Annotated in this window: 15 protein-coding genes and 1 pseudogene; 6 read left to right on the forward strand and 10 right to left on the reverse strand. The window is 63.8% G+C overall.

Going from position 1 to position 18486, the window contains the following annotated elements:
- Nucleotide 1 precedes the first annotated feature (1 nt).
- Nucleotides 2-1105, forward strand: coding sequence for a DNA replication/repair protein RecF (gene recF / locus ACVDHI_RS15855; RefSeq protein ID WP_010672287.1), 1104 nt, complete (start codon nt 2-4; stop codon nt 1103-1105).
- Entirely contained in the window at nt 1102-3513 is a 2412-nt protein-coding gene (gene gyrB, locus ACVDHI_RS15860; protein ID WP_042879717.1) for a DNA topoisomerase (ATP-hydrolyzing) subunit B, read from the forward strand. Before recF ends, gyrB begins: the two co-directional genes overlap by 4 nt.
- Nucleotides 3514-3611: 98 nt before the next feature.
- Here the strand turns inward: gyrB and ACVDHI_RS15865 are convergent, their stop codons facing one another.
- Nucleotides 3612-4577, reverse strand: a complete 966-nt coding sequence (locus ACVDHI_RS15865) for a GlxA family transcriptional regulator (protein WP_041214184.1) — start codon at nt 4575-4577, stop codon at nt 3612-3614.
- A gap of 85 nt (nt 4578-4662) precedes the next feature.
- Nucleotides 4663-5433, reverse strand: coding sequence for an MBL fold metallo-hydrolase (locus ACVDHI_RS15870; protein ID WP_339581551.1), 771 nt, complete (start codon nt 5431-5433; stop codon nt 4663-4665).
- A 256-nt stretch (nt 5434-5689) separates the two neighbouring features.
- On the opposite strand from ACVDHI_RS15870, the gene ACVDHI_RS15875 reads away from it, so the two are divergent.
- Both ACVDHI_RS15875 and ACVDHI_RS15880 read left to right on the forward strand, forming a co-directional pair.
- Nucleotides 5690-6103, forward strand: coding sequence for an Hsp20 family protein (locus ACVDHI_RS15875; protein ID WP_010672291.1), 414 nt, complete (start codon nt 5690-5692; stop codon nt 6101-6103).
- Nucleotides 6104-6195: 92 nt separating this feature from the next.
- Nucleotides 6196-6636: an Hsp20 family protein gene (locus ACVDHI_RS15880; protein WP_010672292.1), complete on the forward strand. Its 441-nt coding sequence runs from the start codon at nt 6196-6198 to the stop codon at nt 6634-6636.
- A 72-nt stretch (nt 6637-6708) separates the two neighbouring features.
- Here the strand turns inward: ACVDHI_RS15880 and ACVDHI_RS15885 are convergent, their stop codons facing one another.
- Nucleotides 6709-7959, reverse strand: a complete 1251-nt coding sequence (locus tag ACVDHI_RS15885) for a valine--pyruvate transaminase (protein WP_039040650.1) — start codon at nt 7957-7959, stop codon at nt 6709-6711.
- 283 nt (nt 7960-8242) lie between these two features.
- Between ACVDHI_RS15885 and ACVDHI_RS15890 the strand changes: the two genes are divergently transcribed.
- Nucleotides 8243-8476, forward strand: coding sequence for a hypothetical protein (locus tag ACVDHI_RS15890; RefSeq protein WP_041214189.1), 234 nt, complete (start codon nt 8243-8245; stop codon nt 8474-8476).
- On the opposite strand, the gene ACVDHI_RS15895 is transcribed toward ACVDHI_RS15890, so the two are convergent.
- Complete coding sequence (locus tag ACVDHI_RS15895; protein WP_039040651.1) at nt 8406-9230, reverse strand: AraC family transcriptional regulator; 825 nt, start codon at nt 9228-9230, stop codon at nt 8406-8408. The genes ACVDHI_RS15890 and ACVDHI_RS15895 overlap by 71 nt on opposite strands.
- A gap of 92 nt (nt 9231-9322) precedes the next feature.
- Here ACVDHI_RS15895 and ACVDHI_RS15900 point away from each other — a divergent pair, with 92 nt between their 5' ends.
- Entirely contained in the window at nt 9323-10450 is a 1128-nt protein-coding gene (locus tag ACVDHI_RS15900; RefSeq protein ID WP_324063054.1) for a multidrug effflux MFS transporter, read from the forward strand.
- A gap of 4 nt (nt 10451-10454) precedes the next feature.
- Here the strand turns inward: ACVDHI_RS15900 and ACVDHI_RS15905 are convergent.
- From ACVDHI_RS15905 to kdpA, 6 genes and pseudogenes are all read right to left on the reverse strand, one after another.
- A pseudogene (locus ACVDHI_RS15905) lies at nt 10455-10537 on the reverse strand (DNA-binding response regulator); the annotation flags it as partial.
- 9 nt (nt 10538-10546) lie between these two features.
- Complete coding sequence (locus ACVDHI_RS15910) at nt 10547-11230, reverse strand: response regulator (RefSeq protein ID WP_010672297.1); 684 nt, start codon at nt 11228-11230, stop codon at nt 10547-10549.
- 38 nt (nt 11231-11268) lie between these two features.
- A complete protein-coding gene (locus ACVDHI_RS15915) occupies nt 11269-13857 on the reverse strand; it encodes a sensor histidine kinase (protein ID WP_010672298.1) in 2589 nt (862 codons plus the stop codon).
- 102 nt (nt 13858-13959) lie between these two features.
- A complete protein-coding gene (locus ACVDHI_RS15920; RefSeq protein ID WP_041212076.1) occupies nt 13960-14487 on the reverse strand; it encodes a potassium-transporting ATPase subunit C in 528 nt (175 codons plus the stop codon).
- 60 nt (nt 14488-14547) lie between these two features.
- Nucleotides 14548-16605: a potassium-transporting ATPase subunit KdpB gene (kdpB, locus tag ACVDHI_RS15925; RefSeq protein ID WP_041214194.1), complete on the reverse strand. Its 2058-nt coding sequence runs from the start codon at nt 16603-16605 to the stop codon at nt 14548-14550.
- 55 nt (nt 16606-16660) lie between these two features.
- Nucleotides 16661-18343, reverse strand: a complete 1683-nt coding sequence (gene kdpA, locus ACVDHI_RS15930; protein WP_279975092.1) for a potassium-transporting ATPase subunit KdpA — start codon at nt 18341-18343, stop codon at nt 16661-16663.
- Nucleotides 18344-18486: the final 143 nt, after the last annotated feature.

Below are 18486 nucleotides of genomic sequence, written 5' to 3' on the forward strand. Positions count from 1 at the left end.
CGTGTCCCTGGTCAAACTCCAGCTCAGCGACTTTCGCAACATTCAGCACGCCAGTCTCGCGCTGTCTCCCGGCCTCAATATCCTGGTCGGGAGCAACGGCAGCGGCAAGACCAGCGTGCTGGAAGCCATTCATTACCTTGGTCTCGGCCGCTCGTTTCGTACCCATTTGACCGGGCGGGTCATCCGCCAGGGCGAGCGGGCCTTTACCCTGTTTGCCCAGTGCGAGCTGGAGGGGCGTCAGGTGCCCATCGGGCTTGCCAAGGACAAGGGGGGCGAAACCCAGCTCAAGATCGCCGGTGCCCAGGCCCAGCGCCTGGCCGATCTGGCGGAGCTGTTGCCGGTACAGTTGATCCACCCCGATGGTTTCAGCCTGCTGACCGGTGGGCCCCAGGCTCGCCGGGCCTGGCTCGACTGGGGTGTTTTCCATCAGGAGCCGACCTTCTTCTCCCTCTGGGGGCGGGTGCGTCGGCTGCTGAAGCAGCGCAATGCCTTGCTGCGCCAGAGCACCCAGTATCGTCAACTGGCATTCTGGGATCAGGAGCTGGTGCGACTGGGTGGCGAGCTGGCGGGGTTTCGCGCCAGTTATTGTCAGGCCATTACGCCCCTGATCAAGGAGATGACGGCAGATTTTCTGCCGGAGTTCGATATCAGTCTTGGATTCTATCGAGGCTGGGAAAAAGACACTCCCCTCGATGCATTGCTGGAGGCGGGGTTCGAACGGGATCGTTCGCTGGGGTACACTGGGGTCGGTCCGCAGAAGGCGGACGTGCGGCTCAAGGCGAACGGCGTGCCCGCGCAGGATATTTTGTCCAGGGGTCAGCTGAAGTTGCTGGTCTGTGCCATGCGGCTGGCCCAAGGGCTCTATTTGAATCAACATAGCAGCCGCGGCTGTATTTTTTTAATTGATGATTTTGCCTCTGAACTGGATGTCGACAAACGTCGTCTGCTGGCCGCAAGGCTGAAGCAGTGCGCGTCCCAGGTGTTCATCACCGCCATCGATACCGGTCAGCTCGCAGACATGATGGATGCGAGTGACTGCAAGCTGTTCCACGTGGAACAAGGCAAGATCTCCGAAACGTTAGAGAAGGCAGAGAGTAAGCTATGAGTGAAAATACTTACGACTCCTCGAATATCAAGGTGCTCAAGGGCCTGGATGCGGTCCGCAAGCGCCCGGGGATGTATATCGGCGATACGGACGATGGATCGGGCCTGCACCACATGGTGTTCGAGGTCGTCGACAACTCCATCGACGAGGCTCTGGCTGGCTACTGCTCCGATATCCAGGTCAAGATCCATTCCGACGGCTCCGTCTCCGTGCGCGACAACGGTCGCGGCATTCCGGTGGACATCCACCCGGAAGAGGGTCGTTCGGCCGCCGAAGTCATCATGACCGTGCTGCACGCCGGCGGCAAATTCGATGACAACTCCTACAAGGTGTCCGGCGGTCTGCACGGTGTGGGCGTCTCCGTGGTGAACGCGCTTTCCGACAAGCTGCTGCTGACCATCCGCCGCAACGGTCATGTCTACGAGCAGACCTATCACCTGGGCGAGCCGCAGGCACCCCTCAAGCAGATTGGTGACAGCACCGGCACCGGGACCGAAGTCCGCTTCTGGCCGAGCCCGACCATCTTCAGCGATACTCTGTTCCACTACGAGATCCTGGCCAAGCGTCTGCGCGAGCTCTCCTTCCTCAACTCCGGCGTCTCCATCCGTCTGATGGACGAGCGTGATGGCCGCGAGGCGCACTTCTGCTACGAAGGGGGCATCAAGGCCTTCGTCGAGTACCTGAACCAGAACAAGACCCCGATCCACCCCAAGGTGTTCCACTTCACCACAGAGCAGGACGGAATCGGTGTCGAAGTCGCCATGCAGTGGAACGACGCCTATCAGGAAGGGGTCTACTGCTTCACCAACAACATTCCGCAGCGGGATGGTGGTACCCACCTGGTGGGCTTCCGTACCGCGCTGACCCGGACGCTGAACAACTACATGGACAAGGAGGACTACAGCAAGAAGGCCAAGTCCGCCGCCAGTGGTGACGACGTCCGTGAAGGTCTGATTGCCGTTATCTCCGTCAAGGTGCCTGACCCTAAGTTCTCCTCCCAGACCAAGGACAAGCTGGTCTCGTCCGAAGTGAAGACCGCCGTGGAACAGGCCATGGGTGAGAAGCTGGCCGACTTCCTGCTGGAAAACCCGGGCGACGCCAAAATCGTGGTCAACAAGATCATCGATGCGGCCCGTGCCCGTGAAGCGGCCCGCAAGGCCCGCGAACTGACCCGCCGCAAGGGCGCGCTGGATATCGCCGGTCTGCCCGGCAAGCTGGCGGACTGTCAGGAGAAAGACCCGGCGCTCTCCGAACTCTACATCGTGGAAGGGGACTCTGCTGGCGGCTCCGCCAAGCAGGGTCGCAACCGGAAGAACCAGGCCATCCTGCCCCTCAAGGGCAAGATCCTGAACGTGGAGAAGGCCCGTTTCGACAAGATGATCTCCTCCCAGGAGGTGGGTACCCTGATCACCGCCCTGGGCTGTGGCATCGGTCGCGACGAGTACAACCCGGACAAGCTGCGCTATCACAACATCATCATCATGACGGATGCGGACGTCGATGGTGCGCACATCCGTACCCTGCTGCTGACCTTCTTCTATCGTCAGATGCCGGAAATCATCGAGCGTGGCTATGTCTTTATCGCCCAGCCGCCGCTCTACAAGGTGAAGAAGGGCAAGCAGGAGCAGTACCTGAAAGACGAAGATGCATTGTTGCAGTACCAGACCGCCATGGCGCTGGACGGTGCGACCCTGCACGTCAACGAGTCTGCCCCGGCCATCGGTGGCGAGGCGCTGGAGCGTCTGGTCAACCAGCATCGCGCCGTGACTCACCTCATCACCCGCATGTCCCGCCGCGCCCCGGAAGCCGTGCTGACCCAGCTGATCTATCAGCCTGAGTTGAACGAAACCCTGCTGGCCAGCGAGAGCGATCTGCAGACCTGGTGCCAGAGCATGGAAGCCGTGCTCAACGAGAGCAACCACGGTATCCAGTACCAGATGCAGGTACGCCGCGACGAGGAGCGCAGCCTGTTCGTGCCCCACGCCGTGGTACGCCAGCACGGGGTCGACCGTGAATATCCGCTGAGCTATGACTTCCTGCAATCCTCCGAGTACCGTCAGCTGGTCTCCCTGGGCAAGGAGATCGCCAACCTGATCGAGGAAGGCGGTTACATCAAGCGTGGCGAGAAGGTGAAGCCGGTCGCCAGCTTCGTTGAAGCGGTCGAGTGGCTGATGGGTGAAGGCAAGCGTGGCATCTACATCCAGCGCTATAAAGGGCTGGGGGAGATGAACCCGGAGCAGCTGTGGGAAACCACCATGGATCCGGAAGCCCGTCGCATGCTGCGTGTCACCATCGACGACGCGGTCGGCGCAGACCAGCTCTTCTCCACCCTGATGGGTGACGCCGTAGAGCCCCGTCGCGACTTCATCGAGACCAACGCCCTGCGGGTTGCCAACCTCGACGTCTAATCAGACGGTCCGACAACCATCAAAAGCCGCTCCTCGTGAGCGGCTTTTTGTTTTCTGGGGCAGGGAAGAGGGCGCGTTCCACGTGAAACATGAGGGACCTAGACTCTGTCACCGCGAAAGGTGCGGCGCCACTCCCGCGGCGACACCCCGAAGCGGGCGCGAAAGTGCTTGCGCAATATGGTGGCGGACCCGAGCCCCACCAGTTCGGCGATGCGTTCCACGGTGTGGGAGCTGGACTCCAGCAGCGTCTGGCTGCGGCGCAGGCGCTCCGCCATCAGCCACTCCCCGAGGGAGAGACCGGTGGCGAGCTGGAAGCGGCGGCTAAAGGTGCGTCGGCTCATCATGCAATGTTCCGCCAGGCTGTCCAGGGTGTGGGGCGCGGCCAGGTGCAGGCGCAGGTGATCGAACAGCTGGTTGATCCTGGCATCCCGGGTGGTGGCGGGTACCGGCTGCTCGATGAACTGGGCCTGGCCACCCTCCCGGTGGGGAGGCACCACCAGCCGCCTGGCCAGCTTGTTGGCAATCTGGCTGCCGTGATGCTGGCGAACCAGATAGAGGCAGCAGTCCAGGCTGGCGGCGGTGCCAGCCGAGGTGATGAGCCCGTCGTCGTCGACGTAGAGGGCATTGGTATCGAGCCGCACCCGGGGGAAGCGCTGGACGAACTCCTGCTCAAATTCCCAGTGGGTGGCTGCACCGCGCCCGTCCAGCAGGCCGGCATAGGCCAGCACATAGGTGCCGAGACAGAGCCCCACGATCTGGGCTCCCCTGATCCGGGCGGCAACCAGGGCATCGAGCAGGGGTTGGGCGGGGCGCTCGGCCGGATCGCGCCAGAAGGGGATGATGATGATATCCGCCTCCAGCAGACCCTCCAGGCCATAGTCGGCCTCCATGCGAAAGCCCTGGGAGGAGGCGGGTTGCCGCGTGTCATCCCCGGCGCAGAGTCTCAGCTCGAACAACGACTGGCCCGGCATCATCTTGTCGCCAAAGATGAGGCAGGGCACCGAGCAGTGAAAGGGGCTGAAGCGATCGAAGGTGATGACGGCGACGATGAGAGGACGGGGCATGGTGGCAAACTCCTTTGCACTCGGATCCCCATCATACGGGGCAGCAACAGAAAGCCGAAGAGCCATGTGGTGCCCGGCCCCTCGCTCAGAGCACCATGATGTCGCCATCCTCGGGCACCCGTACCCGGGCGGCCATCCCCTGGCTGTCCAGGTAGTCGCGCAGCTCCCGCCGGGACAGCAGGGCATGATTGACCGCCTCCATGTGGCTGGCGATCAGGGTGGCCTGCGGGGCGGCCTGATAGACGGCGGCCACATCCTCCTTGCCCATGATGATGGCGCCCAGACCCGTCACCTGGGCATCACCGCAGTTGAGGACGACGACCTCGGGTTGGTGCCGGTGCAGCGCTTGTTCAACCTGGGCATTCCAGACGGTGTCGCCGGCCAGATAGAGGGTCTTTTCGGCGGGATGGGAGAAGACCACTCCGCTGACCTCGCCAAGGCGATCCCCCAGCAGGGCCATGATGGTATCGCTGCCGTGTCGGCCTTCCGTCTGTTGCAGGCGGATGCCGGCGAACTCGCCGACCTCGCCCAGCAGGCGCACATCCTCGAAGCCGCATCCCCTCATGGTGTCGGCATCTTTTTGATGCTGCACGAACAGGGGAAGGTGCTTGGGGATCTTCGCTTTCGCGACATCGTCCCAGTGATCCAGATGGTCATGGGTGACAATCACCGCATCCACCTCCAGCAGGGTCGCCATGGGCAGCGGCAGATCGACCAGGGGGTTGCGAAGATGGCTGTTGGCCATGCCTTCGAAGCCGGGGTAGCTCCCCTTGGGGGCCAGCATGGGGTCGATGAGGAAGCGGGTTCCTGCGTAGTGGATGAGCAGGGTGGCGTTGCGAACCTGGGTAATCTTCATGGCGTGCTCCGGTTTCTCGTTGGGGACACGGCCAGTATGGAGGGATGAGGGACGGATCATGAGTGGCCCGCAGGCCTATTATCGATCTAATCGGGCCATTCTTGATGGCCTGCATTTCTTTTGTTTTTACCCCTTGAAAGCCAAATGCTGGCCCCTATATAGATAACAAGGCCGGAACGCTCGACAGAGGTTTCGACCAGGCGCCCGTCCATCAGGAGGGCAAACAATCCGTTATCGCTCACAAGAGGGTAATACTATGCGTTCTATCGACTTTTCTCCGCTCTATCGTTCTGCCATCGGTTTCGATCGTCTGGCCACTCTCATCGAATCTGCCGCCAGCAATGGCAATGCCGGCTATCCCCCCTACAACATCGAGCAGCTGGGTGACAGCGACTACCGCATCAGCATGGCGGTGGCGGGCTTTACCCAGGAAGAGCTGGAGCTGAGCTTCCAGGAAAATCTGCTGACGGTGAAGGGCAGCAAGCAGGCCGACACCGAGCGCAACTACCTCTATCAGGGGATCGCCGAACGCGGTTTCGAGCGCCGCTTCCAGCTGGCCGACTACGTGCGGGTGAAGGGGGCCGACCTCAAGAACGGTCTGCTGCACATCGACCTGGTGCGCGAAGTGCCCGAGGCGATGAAGCCCCGCAAGATCGAGATCAACGGCTGACAGCCTGACCTCGTTGCATTGCTGATGTTTCCCGGGTGCCGATGGCGGGCCCGTGGAGAGTAAACCCTGTTGCTTTATAGAAGGATAGGATCATGCGTAACCTCGATTTTTCTCATCTCTATTCCAATGCCGTCGGCTTCGAGCGGATGGCCCGCGAGCTGGAAGGCCTGTTCGATCAGAAGACCTCGGCCTACCCCCCGTACAACATCGAAAAGCGGGATCACGACAGCTACCTCATCACGGTTGCCGTGGCCGGTTTCGATCGCAATGAGCTGGAGCTGGAGACCGAAAATGGCACCCTCAAGGTGAAGGGGCGCAAGGTCGCCACCATGGGCGAGCGCCAATTCCTCCATCAGGGGATCGCCGAGCGGGACTTCGAGCTCGCCTTCAAGCTGAGCCAGCACGTGGAAGTGCAGGGGGCCAGGCTGGAGCACGGTCTGCTGACCATAGAGCTGGCCCGGGAGCTGCCGGAAGCGCTCAAGCCCCGTGCCATCCCCATCGGCAAACCCGATCAGCTGGCACTTCCCGGTTAAACAACATCGCTGACCACCTGATAGAAAAGAGGCCTGCATCTGCAGGCCTCTTTTTTCATGCCGAAGGGGGAATCAACCGGCGTAGAGGGCGTTGATCTCGTCGGCCAGGATGGCGATGCCACGACGCACCAGATCTTCGCTCTGGGCATAGTTGAGGCGGATGCACTCCTGGCTGTGGCGCCACTCGGGGTCGTCGATGCCGGGGAAGAAGTAGTGGCCGGGCACGATCAGCAGGTTCTTCGCCTTCAGTCGCTCATACAGCTCCTGGCAGTGGATCGGCAGGTCTTCGAACCAGAGCCAGAGGAAGAGGGCTCCCTCCGGCTTGTGGATGTGGAAGCGCGGATCCGGAATGGCCTCGCGCAGCAGCTGGACCGCGAAGGTGGCTTTCTGCTGGTAGAAGGGTTTCACCACCTGTTCGCTCAGGGTGATGATGTCACCGCTCTCGATCATCGGAATGGTGATGGCCGGACCCAGGCTGCCCGGCGCCAGATTGATGATGCCGCTCAGGTTGGTGATGGCCCGGATGATCTTCTCGTCGGCGATGACGATGCCACAACGGGTGCCCGGCAGGCCGAGCTTGGAGAGGCTCATGCAGAGGATGGTGTTGGCGTTCCAGAACGGCTTGGCGTCGCTGAAGATGATGCCGGGGAAGGGCACGCCGTAGGCATTGTCGATGAGCAGCGGGATCCCCTTGTCACGGGCGATCTGATCGAGGTGCTCGATCTCCTCGTCGGTGAGCACGTTGCCGGTGGGGTTGGTGGGCCGGGAGACACAGATCACCCCGATGTCGTCGCCCACCTGCAGGCTCTCGAAATCCACGTGGTATTTGAACTGGCCGTCGGGCAGCTTCTCGATGGTGGGCTTGTAGGCGACGAAATGATCGTCCGAGAGGGCCGAGTCGGCATAGCCGATGTATTCGGGGGCCAGGGGGAACAGCACCTTCTTCTTGCGACCGTCGGCGAACTCGCCGGCCAGCAGGTTGAACAGATAGAAGAAGGCGTTCTGGCTGCCATTGGTCAGGGCGATGTTGCGGGCGGAGATCTCCCAGCCCAGCTCCTTGCTGAGCAGGGTCGCCAGCGCCTTGGTGAACCTGTCCTTGCCCTGGGGGCCATCGTAGTTGGCCATGGCCTTGATCAGTTCGCCGTTGTCGAGCAGGGTGTTGGCCTCGGCCTGAAAGCGTTCCAGCATGGCGGGGATGGGGGCCGGATTGCCGCCTCCCAGCATGATGGCGTCGGGATTCAGCAGCCCTTGATTGAGGTCGTCCATGAGTTGGGTAATACCGGCGTGGCGAGTGAACTTCTCGCCGAACAAGGAGAATTCCATTCGGTGGCAAATCCAGAGTCAGTTAAGGGGGGAGCTAGCACCATAGCTCACTTCAAAAGCGGGTGTCGATCAAAAAAACGGGGCGTTTCACGTGGAACAGGGTTGCCATGATGGAGGTGGTAAAAAAAACCATTTATAGGTTTTAAAATAACCAACATTCGATTCAGGAAGGGGAATGACAGCATCAAAAAATTATTTATATCAATAAAATCATGCTGTTATAAATCTGGCACAACTATTGGAATAGCTATCTGGTCATCTCAACCACACCGGAGCACGCCAGATGAAGATCCTGATCGCTACCCTGATTGCCAGCAGCCTGAGCCTGAATGCCATGGCCGCCGAGAACCCCAGACCCGAGCTGGACAGCGCCGCCCTGCAGCAGGAAATGCTGGCCTTGCAGCAGCAGGCCTCCCATGACGTGGTGGCAGAGGCCATCCACAACCTCAAGCCGCTGGCCCTGGAGACCCTGGTGGTGGAGGCGAGCTCGGCCGATGCGACTCATCCCGAGAGTTGAGGTAGCGCAAGGGGGTCTGCCCCGTGTGCTGCCTGAAGAAGGCGATGAAGGCGCTGTCGCTGGCGAACTCCAGGGCAGCGGCCACCCGGCTGATGGGCTCGGCTTCGGCCAGCAGTTCCATGGCCCGCAGCAGTCGCCACTGCTGGCGCCAGGCCTGGTAGCTCATGCCGGTCTCCCGCATGAAGATGCGGCCTATGGTCTTGTCACTGGCACCCACCCGCTCGGCCAGCCGGTTGAGCCGATCGGGCAGGGTGTCACCCCGCTTTATCTCCTGCAGCCAGCCGGTCAGACGCCCGTCTGACGGCAGCGGCAACTGCCAGGATTCTCGCGGCGCTTGCGCCAGCTCTTCTTTCAATAATGCCAGTGTGCAGGTTTGCTCTGCTTCCGGCTTGTCCCAGGGCCAGAGCGCCATCCGCTCGATGATCTCCCGCAGCAGCGGGTTGACCGCCAGCACCGCCATCTCGTTTGGCAACGCGGGCTCCGGCTGGAAGTAGAGGGAGCGATAGGCCACAACTCCGCGCATCAACACCCGGTGGGGCAGACCCGCTGGCAACCAGGCCGCTCGCGTCGGCGGCAGCAGGCAGACCTGATCGTCCAGCTCTATGGTCATGCAGCCTGCCTGGGCGAACAGCAGCTGGTGGCGCTGGTGCTGATGGCGGCCGGAGTCGTGCCAGCCGAGGGCGGCGGCAATACCGATGGCGCTGCCGTCGTGCTGGTCCGGATCAAAGGGGTGATCGGGAAGAATAAAGGCCATGTGTCCGATTCTTGCTGTTTATAGTCCGCCTTATTGTAATCGGACAAGTTATCCCTCTCTAGAATGGCGACCTCTTGTGAAGGAGGTGTGTCATGAACAACAGGTTGCCACCGCGCTGGCTGGTGGTCGGATTGATGATGTTTCCCCAGATAGTGGAGACCATCTACAGCCCGGTGCTGACCCATATCGCCACTGAGTTTCGGGTGAGCGAGGGGCAGGCGTCCCAGACCCTGTCGGTCTATTTTCTGGCGTTTGCGGCGGGCGTGGTCTGCTGGGGCCGACTGTGCGATCTGGTCGGGCGGCGTCCCGCCATGCTGGCGGGGCTGATGACCTATGGCGCCGGTACTCTGCTGGCTTTGCTGGCCACTCAATTTGAAACCCTGCTGCTGGCACGGGTCATCGCGGCCTTCGGCGCCGCCGTGGGCTCCGTGGTGACCCAGACCATGCTGCGTGACAGCTATCAGGGCAGTGATCTGGCGCGGGTCTTTTCGGTGATGGGCATCGCGCTCTCCCTGAGCCCGGTACTGGGGCTGGTGAGCGGTGGCCTGCTTGCTGATGGCTTGGGTTATGTCGGGGTATTCGGCGCCCTGCTGGCGCTGGCAATCGGCTTGTTGCTGATGGCTTGCTGGCAACTGCCGGAAACCCGCCCGGCCATCACCCAAAGGGTCGCACTCTGGCCGCTGGCCTGCCGGATGGTGCGTGATACCGGCTTGTGGCGCAGCGCTGCCCTGGTGGCGCTGTTCAACACCATGCTGTTCGGCTACTACAGTCTGGCTCCCTTCCTGTTTGCCGGGCTGGGGTTGAGTGCGGGCGAGTTTGGTTATTCCGGCATCTTGCTGGCGCTGGCGACCCTGGGGGGCAGCCTGCTCAACAAGCGCCTGCTGGGGCGTGGCTGGTCGCCTGCCTCGCTGATCCGGCTCGCTGCCGCGTTGGCGCTGGGGTCCGGCTGGCTGGTGTGGGCCAGTCAGACTTCGCTCTGGTTCCTGCTGCCCATGATGGGGGTGGTAGTGGCGTTCGGGCTGGCGATCCCCAATGTGCTGAGCCAGGCGCTGCTGGCCTATCGGGAGGTGGCGGGCAGTGCCGGGGCCCTGTTCGGGCTCGGTTACTACCTGCTGCTCAGCCTGGGGTTGGCGGTTGCAGCCAGCTTGCAGGATCTCGGGCTGCTGCTCGGGGGATGCGGTCTGCTGGCCCTGTGCTGCGGTTGGCGTCGTTCCACGTGAAACATCAGCTGCCGATAAAGCGGTAGCCGATGCCGGCTTCAGTTTCGATCAGGGTGGGTTGCTGGGAATGTTGCCGCCCAGCTTCTTGCTGCAACATCAGCTGCCGATAAAGCGGTAGCCGATACCGGATTCGGTCTCGATCAGCGTGGGTTGCTGGGGGTTATCTCCCAGCTTTTTGCGCAGACTGGCGATGACGATGCGCAGGTAGTGAGTGTCCTCCTTGTGGCTTGGCCCCCAGATGTCGATGAGCAGCTGGGTCTGTTGCACCAGCTTGCCGGGGTGGCACACCAGCGCCTGCAACAGGGCGAACTCCTTGCGGGAGAGGGGGATCTCCTCGCCCTGCAGGGTCACCTTGTGGCTGCTGCTGTCCAGGGTCAGGCCACAGTGGGGGAAGTGGCGGCATTCGCCGCTGGTGGCACCGACTCGCTGGCGCAGCAGCACCCGGATACGGGCCATCATCTCCCCGACGCCGAACGGCTTGCTCATGTAGTCGTTGGCCCCCGCATCCAGCAGCCGCACCTTCTCCTGTTCTGAGTCCCGCGCCGAGAGCACCAGCACGGGATTGGCGTGGTGCTCGCGGATGGCGTGCAGGATTTGGATGCCATCACCGTCCGGCAGGCCCAGATCCAGGATCACCAGGTCGGGGTTGAGGTGGCGATACTGGGCCATCCCCTCGGTGACGCCGACCGCCTCACTCACCTGATGTCCTTCGGCGATCAGGCTGATCCGCAAAAAACGGCGGATGGCCGCCTCGTCGTCGATGACCAGTATGTGAGCCATTCAGCCTCCCGTTTGCTGATTGAAAAGGGCGGCGACCATCAGGCCGCCGGTGCGTTGAGGGCCAGCGGCAGGGAGATGCGCATGCAGGTGCCGTTGCCGTTGGGGCCGGCGAATGCCCAGATGCGGCCGCCGTGGACCTCTATCATAGCGCGGGAAATGGCGAGGCCAAGCCCGGTGCCGCGGCTGCCGCAGTCGCCGACCGGCTGGGTGTAGAACAGATTGAAGATCTTGTCCCGATCAGACTCGGCGATGCCGACCCCGATATCGATGATGTCGATGATGAGGTCGGGGTCCGCCAGCATCACCTTGAACTCGATGGGGGTGCCGGCCGGCGAGTAGCGGGAGGCGTTGTCGAGGATGTTGACCAGCACCTGCTCGATCAGGGCACCGTGCACATAGAGCCGGGGGATCTGCTGATCGAAGTGCACCAGCAGCTTGTGCTGGCGCCAGGAGGAGTCGAGTCTGCGGCGGGCGCTCTCCACCAGGTCAGCCAGGTCAACCCAGTCCCGTTTCAACTGGAAGTCCGGTGAGCCGATGCGAGTCATGTCCAGCAGGTTCTGGACATAGCCGTGCAGGCGGCGCGCCTCGTCCTGCACCGAGTGCAGCAGTTCGATGCGGTCCTCCGCACTTATCCGGTCCCCGTATTCCAGCAGGGTGCTGCCGGCCCCCATGATGGTGGCGAGCGGCGTCTTCAGGTCGTGGGAGACCGAGGAGAGCAGGGCGGCGCGCATCCGGTCGGTCTCCGCCTGCAACTGGCTGTCCGCCAGCCGCTCGTTGAGATCGATTCGGGCCAGGGCGGCGCGGATATCGGTGAGCAGGGCCTGCAGCTGGTGCTCGGCGGCGGAGGTGAGCGGACTGGCCAGCCGGATGCCCAGCACCAGGTCATCGCCGAGGTGATGATACTGGGCCTCGGCGGCGTTGAGGGTGGCGGTATGGGCACCGGCGCTCTGCTTCTGGGCCAGGCACCAGTCAATGGCGGCCTTGTCGGTCTGGCCCGGCCCGGTCTGGGTGTCACCGGCCCGGTACTGGTAATCCCCATCGAGCGCGAACACGGGCTGCCCAAGGGCGAGGGCGATGGCCTGGGTTCCCTGTCTCAGCACGTCCACCGGGCTGCTGGCGGTGGCCAGTCCCTGGCTCAGGGAGAGCAGGGCGTTGCCCAGTTGCTGGGTCTCGCGCAGGCTGACCAGTTGCTGACGCTGGCGGGAGGCGAGGCGCCCGGCCGCGATGCCGACGATGAGCAGCACGAACAGGGTGAGCAGGTCGCTGTGGCTGGCCACGCTCAGGGAGAAGTAGGGGAAGGTGAACAGCAGATTGTGGCCGACGAATCCCAGCACGGCGGCCAGGATGGCGGGGACCAGGCTGGTGGTGAGCGCGGTGGCCAGCACCCCCAGCACGAACAGCATGGGCAGGGAGGCGGGGGGCAGCCAGTGGGAGAGGGCCCAGACCGCGGCCGAGGTCCCCCCCATGATGGCCACCGCCAGCAGGCTCTGGCGAAGCTCACCCGGGCCTGCCGTTGGCAGGGTCAGACCGGGCTTGCGCTTCTCGGTATCCACCAGCGTGATCTCGAATCCCTGCGCTTGTTTGAGCAGATGCTGTACTAGGGATCGACGCCAGGGCGGGTTGCGGGATTTGCCGAGCAGCAATTGGGAGACCTGCTGCTGTTCGGCGGTCTCCAGCAGGGCATCGGCCACGGCCGGGCTGGAGAGGGTCAGCACCCTGGCCCCCAGCTGGGAGGCGAGGGCCAGCGCCTGCTCCAGCTCAGGGGAGCGCTGCCCCCTGCTGTCGATGTGCACCACCAGCCAGGGCAGTTGCCTGCGCTGGGCGAAGCGGTGGCCGTAACGCACCAGGGCGGCGCCGTGCTCATCCCCGATGCAGACCATCAGCTTGCCCCGCAGCGGCAGTGTGGTCTTGCCAGCCGCCTGCCACTGCAACTGCAGGTCTCCCTCCACGTGGCTGGCGGCGGTCTGCATCGCCAGCTCCCGCAGGGCGGTCAGGTTGTTCAGAGAGAAAAAGGACTGCAGGGCGGCCTTGGCCTGGTGGGGCACATAGACCTTGCCCTCCTTGAGGCGGCCGAGCAGCTCCTTGGGGGGGAGGTCGATCAGCACCAGGCTGTCGGCCTCCAGCAGCACCTGATCCGGCAGGGTCTCCTTGACCCTGACCCCGGTCAGCTGCCACACCAGATCGTTGAGGCTCTCCAGGTGCTGCACGTTGAGGGTGGTGTAGACGTCGATGCCGGCGCCCAGCAACTCCTCCACATCCTGCCAGCGCTTCTCGTGGCGGCTGCCGGGGGCGTTGCTGTGGGCCAGCTCGTCCACCACGGCGATGGCGGGCTTGCGCGCCAGCAGGCCGTCCAGATCCATCTCCTCCAGCCGCTGCTGGCGGTGCAGGTGCAGTGTGCGCGGCAGGATGGCGAGCTTGTCGAGCAGGGCCAGGGTCTCCTGGCGGCCGTGGGTCTCCACCACCCCGATCAGGATGTCGACTCCCTCCCTGGCCTGCTCCCGCACCGCCTGCAGCATGGCGTAGGTCTTGCCGACGCCGGGGGCCGCGCCGAGAAACACCTTCAGCTTGCCCCTGTGCTCCTGCTCCAGGCTCGCCAGCAGGGCGTCTGCCCTCACTTCATCACGCATCCCCGTGCTCCCGTTGCATCGGCCGAACTGCGGCCGTGACCTCATTGCTCATGCTTGTCCCCGTTGTCGAAAGGGAGCCTTCCCGAACGGCAAGGAGCGCCCTCAGGCGCCCTTTTGATGATCGAGTTGCAGGTTCAACTGGAGAATGTTGACCACCTGCGGGCCAAGGATACCAGCTTGTGCCGCCGACTTGACCTGCTCCGTCAACTGAACTGGATCCAGCCCCCGTTGCCCGGCGACCCTATCCACCTGGGCCAGCGCTGCATCGAGGGGCAGATGGGGATCGAGGCCGGAGGCGGAGCGGGTCAGCAGGGCGGGGACCCTGGCTTCCGGCTGCGCCCTGGCCGCAGCTGCGGCAAACTCGGCCCGCAGGGGCGAGCTCATCCCCAGGTTGCTTCCGCCGCCACCTATGGTGGCGAAATCGCTGGCGGAGGGGCGGGAGTGGAAGTAGTCGGCCCGCTCGAATTTCTGGGCCAGCAGGGCGCTGCCGACCACCTGCTGCTTGGCGTTGGTGAGCAGGCTGCCGTTGGCCTGCCAGGGGAAGAGCAGCTGGGCCAGCCCGGTGACGGCCAGCGGATATGCCACCCCCAGCAGCAGGGTCAGGGTCAGCAGGGTTCTGATTGCTATCATGATTTTCTTGCTCCAAATGCGTTGGGTGGATGCGGGCCTGCCCCGCATCCGGTAATGCCGTTACACCAGCCCCAGGCCGGTGATGACCAGGTCGATCAGCTTGATACCTATGAAAGGCACTATCAGGCCGCCGACGCCGTAGATCAGCAGGTTGCGGCGCAGCAGGCTGGCCGCCGTTCCCTTCAGGCTGACCCCGCGCAGGGCCAGCGGCACCAGCGCGACGATGATCAGGGCGTTGAAGATGATGGCCGACAGGATGGCGCTCTCCGGGCTGCCCAGCTGCATCAGGTTCAGCGCCCCCAGCTGCGGATAGGCGGCGATGAACAGGGCCGGCAGGATGGCGAAGTACTTGGCCACGTCGTTGGCGATGGAGAAGGTGGTCAGGGCGCCGCGGGTCACCAGCAGCTGCTTGCCCACCAGCACCACGTCCAGCAGCTTGGTGGGGTTGGAGTCGAGATCCACCAAGTTGCCCGCCTCCTTGGCTGCCTGAGTCCCCTCGTTCATGGCCAGCCCTACGTCGGCCTGGGCCAGCGCTGGGGCGTCGTTGGCGCCGTCCCCGCACATGGCGACCAGCCGGCCGTCGGCCTGCTCCTGACGGATGTAGGCCAGCTTCTTCTCCGGCGTCGCCTCGGCGATGAAGTCATCTACCCCGGCTTCGGCGGCGATGGCGGCGGCGGTCAGCGGGTTGTCACCGGTGATCATCACGGTGCGGATCCCCATGTGGCGTAGGGTCTGGAAGCGGGCCTTGATGCCCGGCTTGATGATGTCCTTGAGGTACACCACCCCCAGCAACTTCTCGTGGGTGCAGACCAGCAGCGGGGTACCCCCTTGGCGGGCGATGTTGTCCACCGATTTTAGGATGAGCTCCGGCACCGCCTTGCGATCGAGGGAGAGGTAGCGTAGCACCGCGTCCACCGCCCCCTTGCGATAGCGATGGCCGTTGCGATCCAGCCCGCTCAGCCGGGTCTCGGCGCTGAAGGGGATGATGATGTCGCTCTCCAGCTGGCTCGGTCTGGTGTGGCTCTTGCCCGCCAGGGTCAGGATGGATTTGCCCTCCGGCGTGTTGTCACCGAGCGAGGCCAGCATGGCGGCCTGGGCCAGCAGGGAGGGATCCACGCCGGGGGCCGGGATCAGCTCGTCCGCCATCCGGTTGCCGAAGGTGATGGTGCCGGTCTTGTCCAGCAGCAGGGTACGCACGTCGCCGGCGGCTTCCACCGCCCGGCCCGACTTGGCGATCACGTTGAGCTTCACCAGCCGGTCCATACCGGCGATGCCGATGGCGGAGAGCAGGCCACCGATGGTGGTCGGGATCAGGGTGATGAACAGCGCCAGCAGATAGAGCCGGGGCACCTGGGTGCCGTTGTAGTCGAGGAACCAGGGCAGGGTGGCCACCACCAGCAGGAAGATCAGGGTCAGCCCCACCAGCAGGGCGTCCAGCGCCATCTCGTTGGGGGTCTTCTGGCGCTTTGCCCCTTCCACCAGCGCAATCATGCGATCCAGCGTGCTTTCGCCCGGGTTGTTGCTGATGTGCACCCAGATCTGGTCGGAAACGACGGTGGTGTTGCCGGTCACGCCGCTGCGATCGGTGCCCGACTCGCGGATGACGGGGGCGGATTCGCCGGTGATGGCCGCCTCGTTGACCGAGGCGATGCCGGCGACCACTTCGCCGTCGGCCGGGATCATCTCGCCGCTGCGCACCAGCACCAGATCGCCCTTGAGCAGGCTGGTGGCCGGTACCCACTCGCCCTTGTCATCCTGCGGGCTGGTGACTCGACGTGCCTTGAGCTGGCTCATGCCGGCCTTCAGGCTGTCGGCCCGCGCCTTGCCGCGCCCCTCGGCCAGGGTTTCGGCGAAGTTGGCAAACCAGAGGGTGAGCCAGAGCCAGGCGGTCAGCTGCCAGGCCAGCGAAGGGGCGACGCTGGAGAGCGGTTGCCCCAGCAGCGACTCCAGGGTCGCCATCACGGCCGCCAGCCAGAGGGTGAACAGGATGGGGCTGCCAAACAGCGCCCTGGGGTTGAAGCGATAGAGGGCTTCCACCATGGCCTGCAGGATCTGTGATTTCTGTTTCTTGCCCTTCACCTGAATGGTGTCGGTGCTCATTGAAGCGGACTTGCTCATTGGAAAGCTCCCTGCATCGAATAGTTGGTCACGCAGATCAATCGGGTGTGCAGCATCAGAAAGCACCTCCCAGCAGACTCAGGTGTTCCGCCACCGGGCCCAACGCCAGCACCGGCAGGAAGGAGAGACCCCCCATCAGCAGCACGGTGACGATCAGCAGGGTGATGAAGAGCGGGCCGCTGACGGGGAAGTCCCCCTCGCTTCGCTCCTGACGCGGGGCGCGGGCCAGCTGGCCGGCGATGGCCAGTACGGGGATGATGTAGCCGAAGCGGCCGAGCAGCATGGCCAGCCCGATGGCGATGCACTGCCAGCTGTCGGCGGCGGCAAAGCCGGCGAAGGCGGAGCCGTTGTTGCCGGCGGCCGAGGCGTAGGCATAGATCAGTCGTGACAGGCCATGGGGGCCATCGTGACCGATGACGGTGGCGGAGTTCGGCATCAGCAGGGTAATGCCGCCGATCACCAATACCCCGACCGGCATCACCAGCATGCTGGCGACCACCCACTTCATCTCGGTGATGCCGAGCCGCTTGCCCAGATAGGTTGGGGTGCGCCCCACCATCAGGCCGCACAGGAACACGGTCAGCAGCACGAACAGCATCATGCCGTAGATGCCGGCACCGACGCCGCCGAACACCACTTCACCCAGCAGCATGTTGATCATGCCGACCATGCCGCCGAGGGGGGTGAAGCTGTCGTGCATGGCGTTGACCGAGCCGTTGGAGGCGGCGGTGGTCGCCACTTCCCAGATGCTGGACAGCACGGGGCCGAAGCGACTCTCCTTGCCTTCCCAGTTGCCGGCTTCGCTGGTGAGGTGGGCGAGGGCGGGATCCGGCTTCAGCTCCTGGCCGATGGCGAGGCAGAGCCCCAGCACCAGCATGATGGTCATGGCGATGAGGATGGCGCGGCTATGGGCCAGATCCTTCACGTAACGGCCCAGGGTGCAGACCATGGCGGCGGCCAGGGTCAGCAGGGCGACCATCTCCAGCCAGTTGGAGAGGGCGGTGGGGTTTTCGAACGGATGGGCCGAGTTGATGCCGAAGAAGCCGCCACCGTTGGAGCCGAGCTGCTTGATGGCGATCTGGGAGGCAGCCGGGCCGAGCGGCAGCAGCTGCTCCTGACCTTCCAGGGCATGGAACGGCAGGTAGGCCGACAGGCTCTGGGGCACCCCCTGCCATACCAGCAGCAGCGCCAGGATCAGCGCCATCGGCAGCAGCACGTAGAGGCAGAAGCGCACCAGATCCTGCCAGAAGTTGCCGAGGTGGGTGGTCTGCTGGCGGGCGATGCCGCGAAACAGGGCGATGGCGACGGCGGCGCCGGTGGCGGCGGAGACGAAGTTCTGGGTGGTGAGCCCCACCATCTGGCTGAAGTAGGAGAGGCTGGCTTCGCCGGAGTAGGCCTGCCAGTTGGTGTTGGTCATGAAGCTGACCGCGGTGTTGAAGGCGAGTTGCCAGTTCAGCCCTGGCAGTTGCTGCGGGTTGAGGGGCAGCAGCCCCTGCGCCATCAGGATCAGGAACAGCAGGCCGAAACCGGTGCCGTTGAAGGCCAGCAGGCTGAGGGCGTAGGACTTCCAGTCCTGCTCGCGCCCGTCCGTGCCGCAGCAGGCCAGGGTGGCGCGCTCAAGCGGGGCCAGCCAGCGACTCTTGCCTTCAAACACCCGATACAGGTAGTTGCCAAGCAGAGGCGCCGGCAGCAGCACCAGCAGCACGAACGCGACGGGATAGATGATCTCTTGCCACATATCCGGTTCCTCACTCATGGGTGCGCGCAAGGGCGCGCAGCAGATAACCCGCGAGGGCGAGGACCAGCAGCAGATATAGCCAATTCATAACGACTCCGTTGAGGTAATTAGCGTCAGGGATCGATGCATATCCGTGTCGATCC

This window comes from Aeromonas sp. 25-248 (assembly GCF_053005425.1).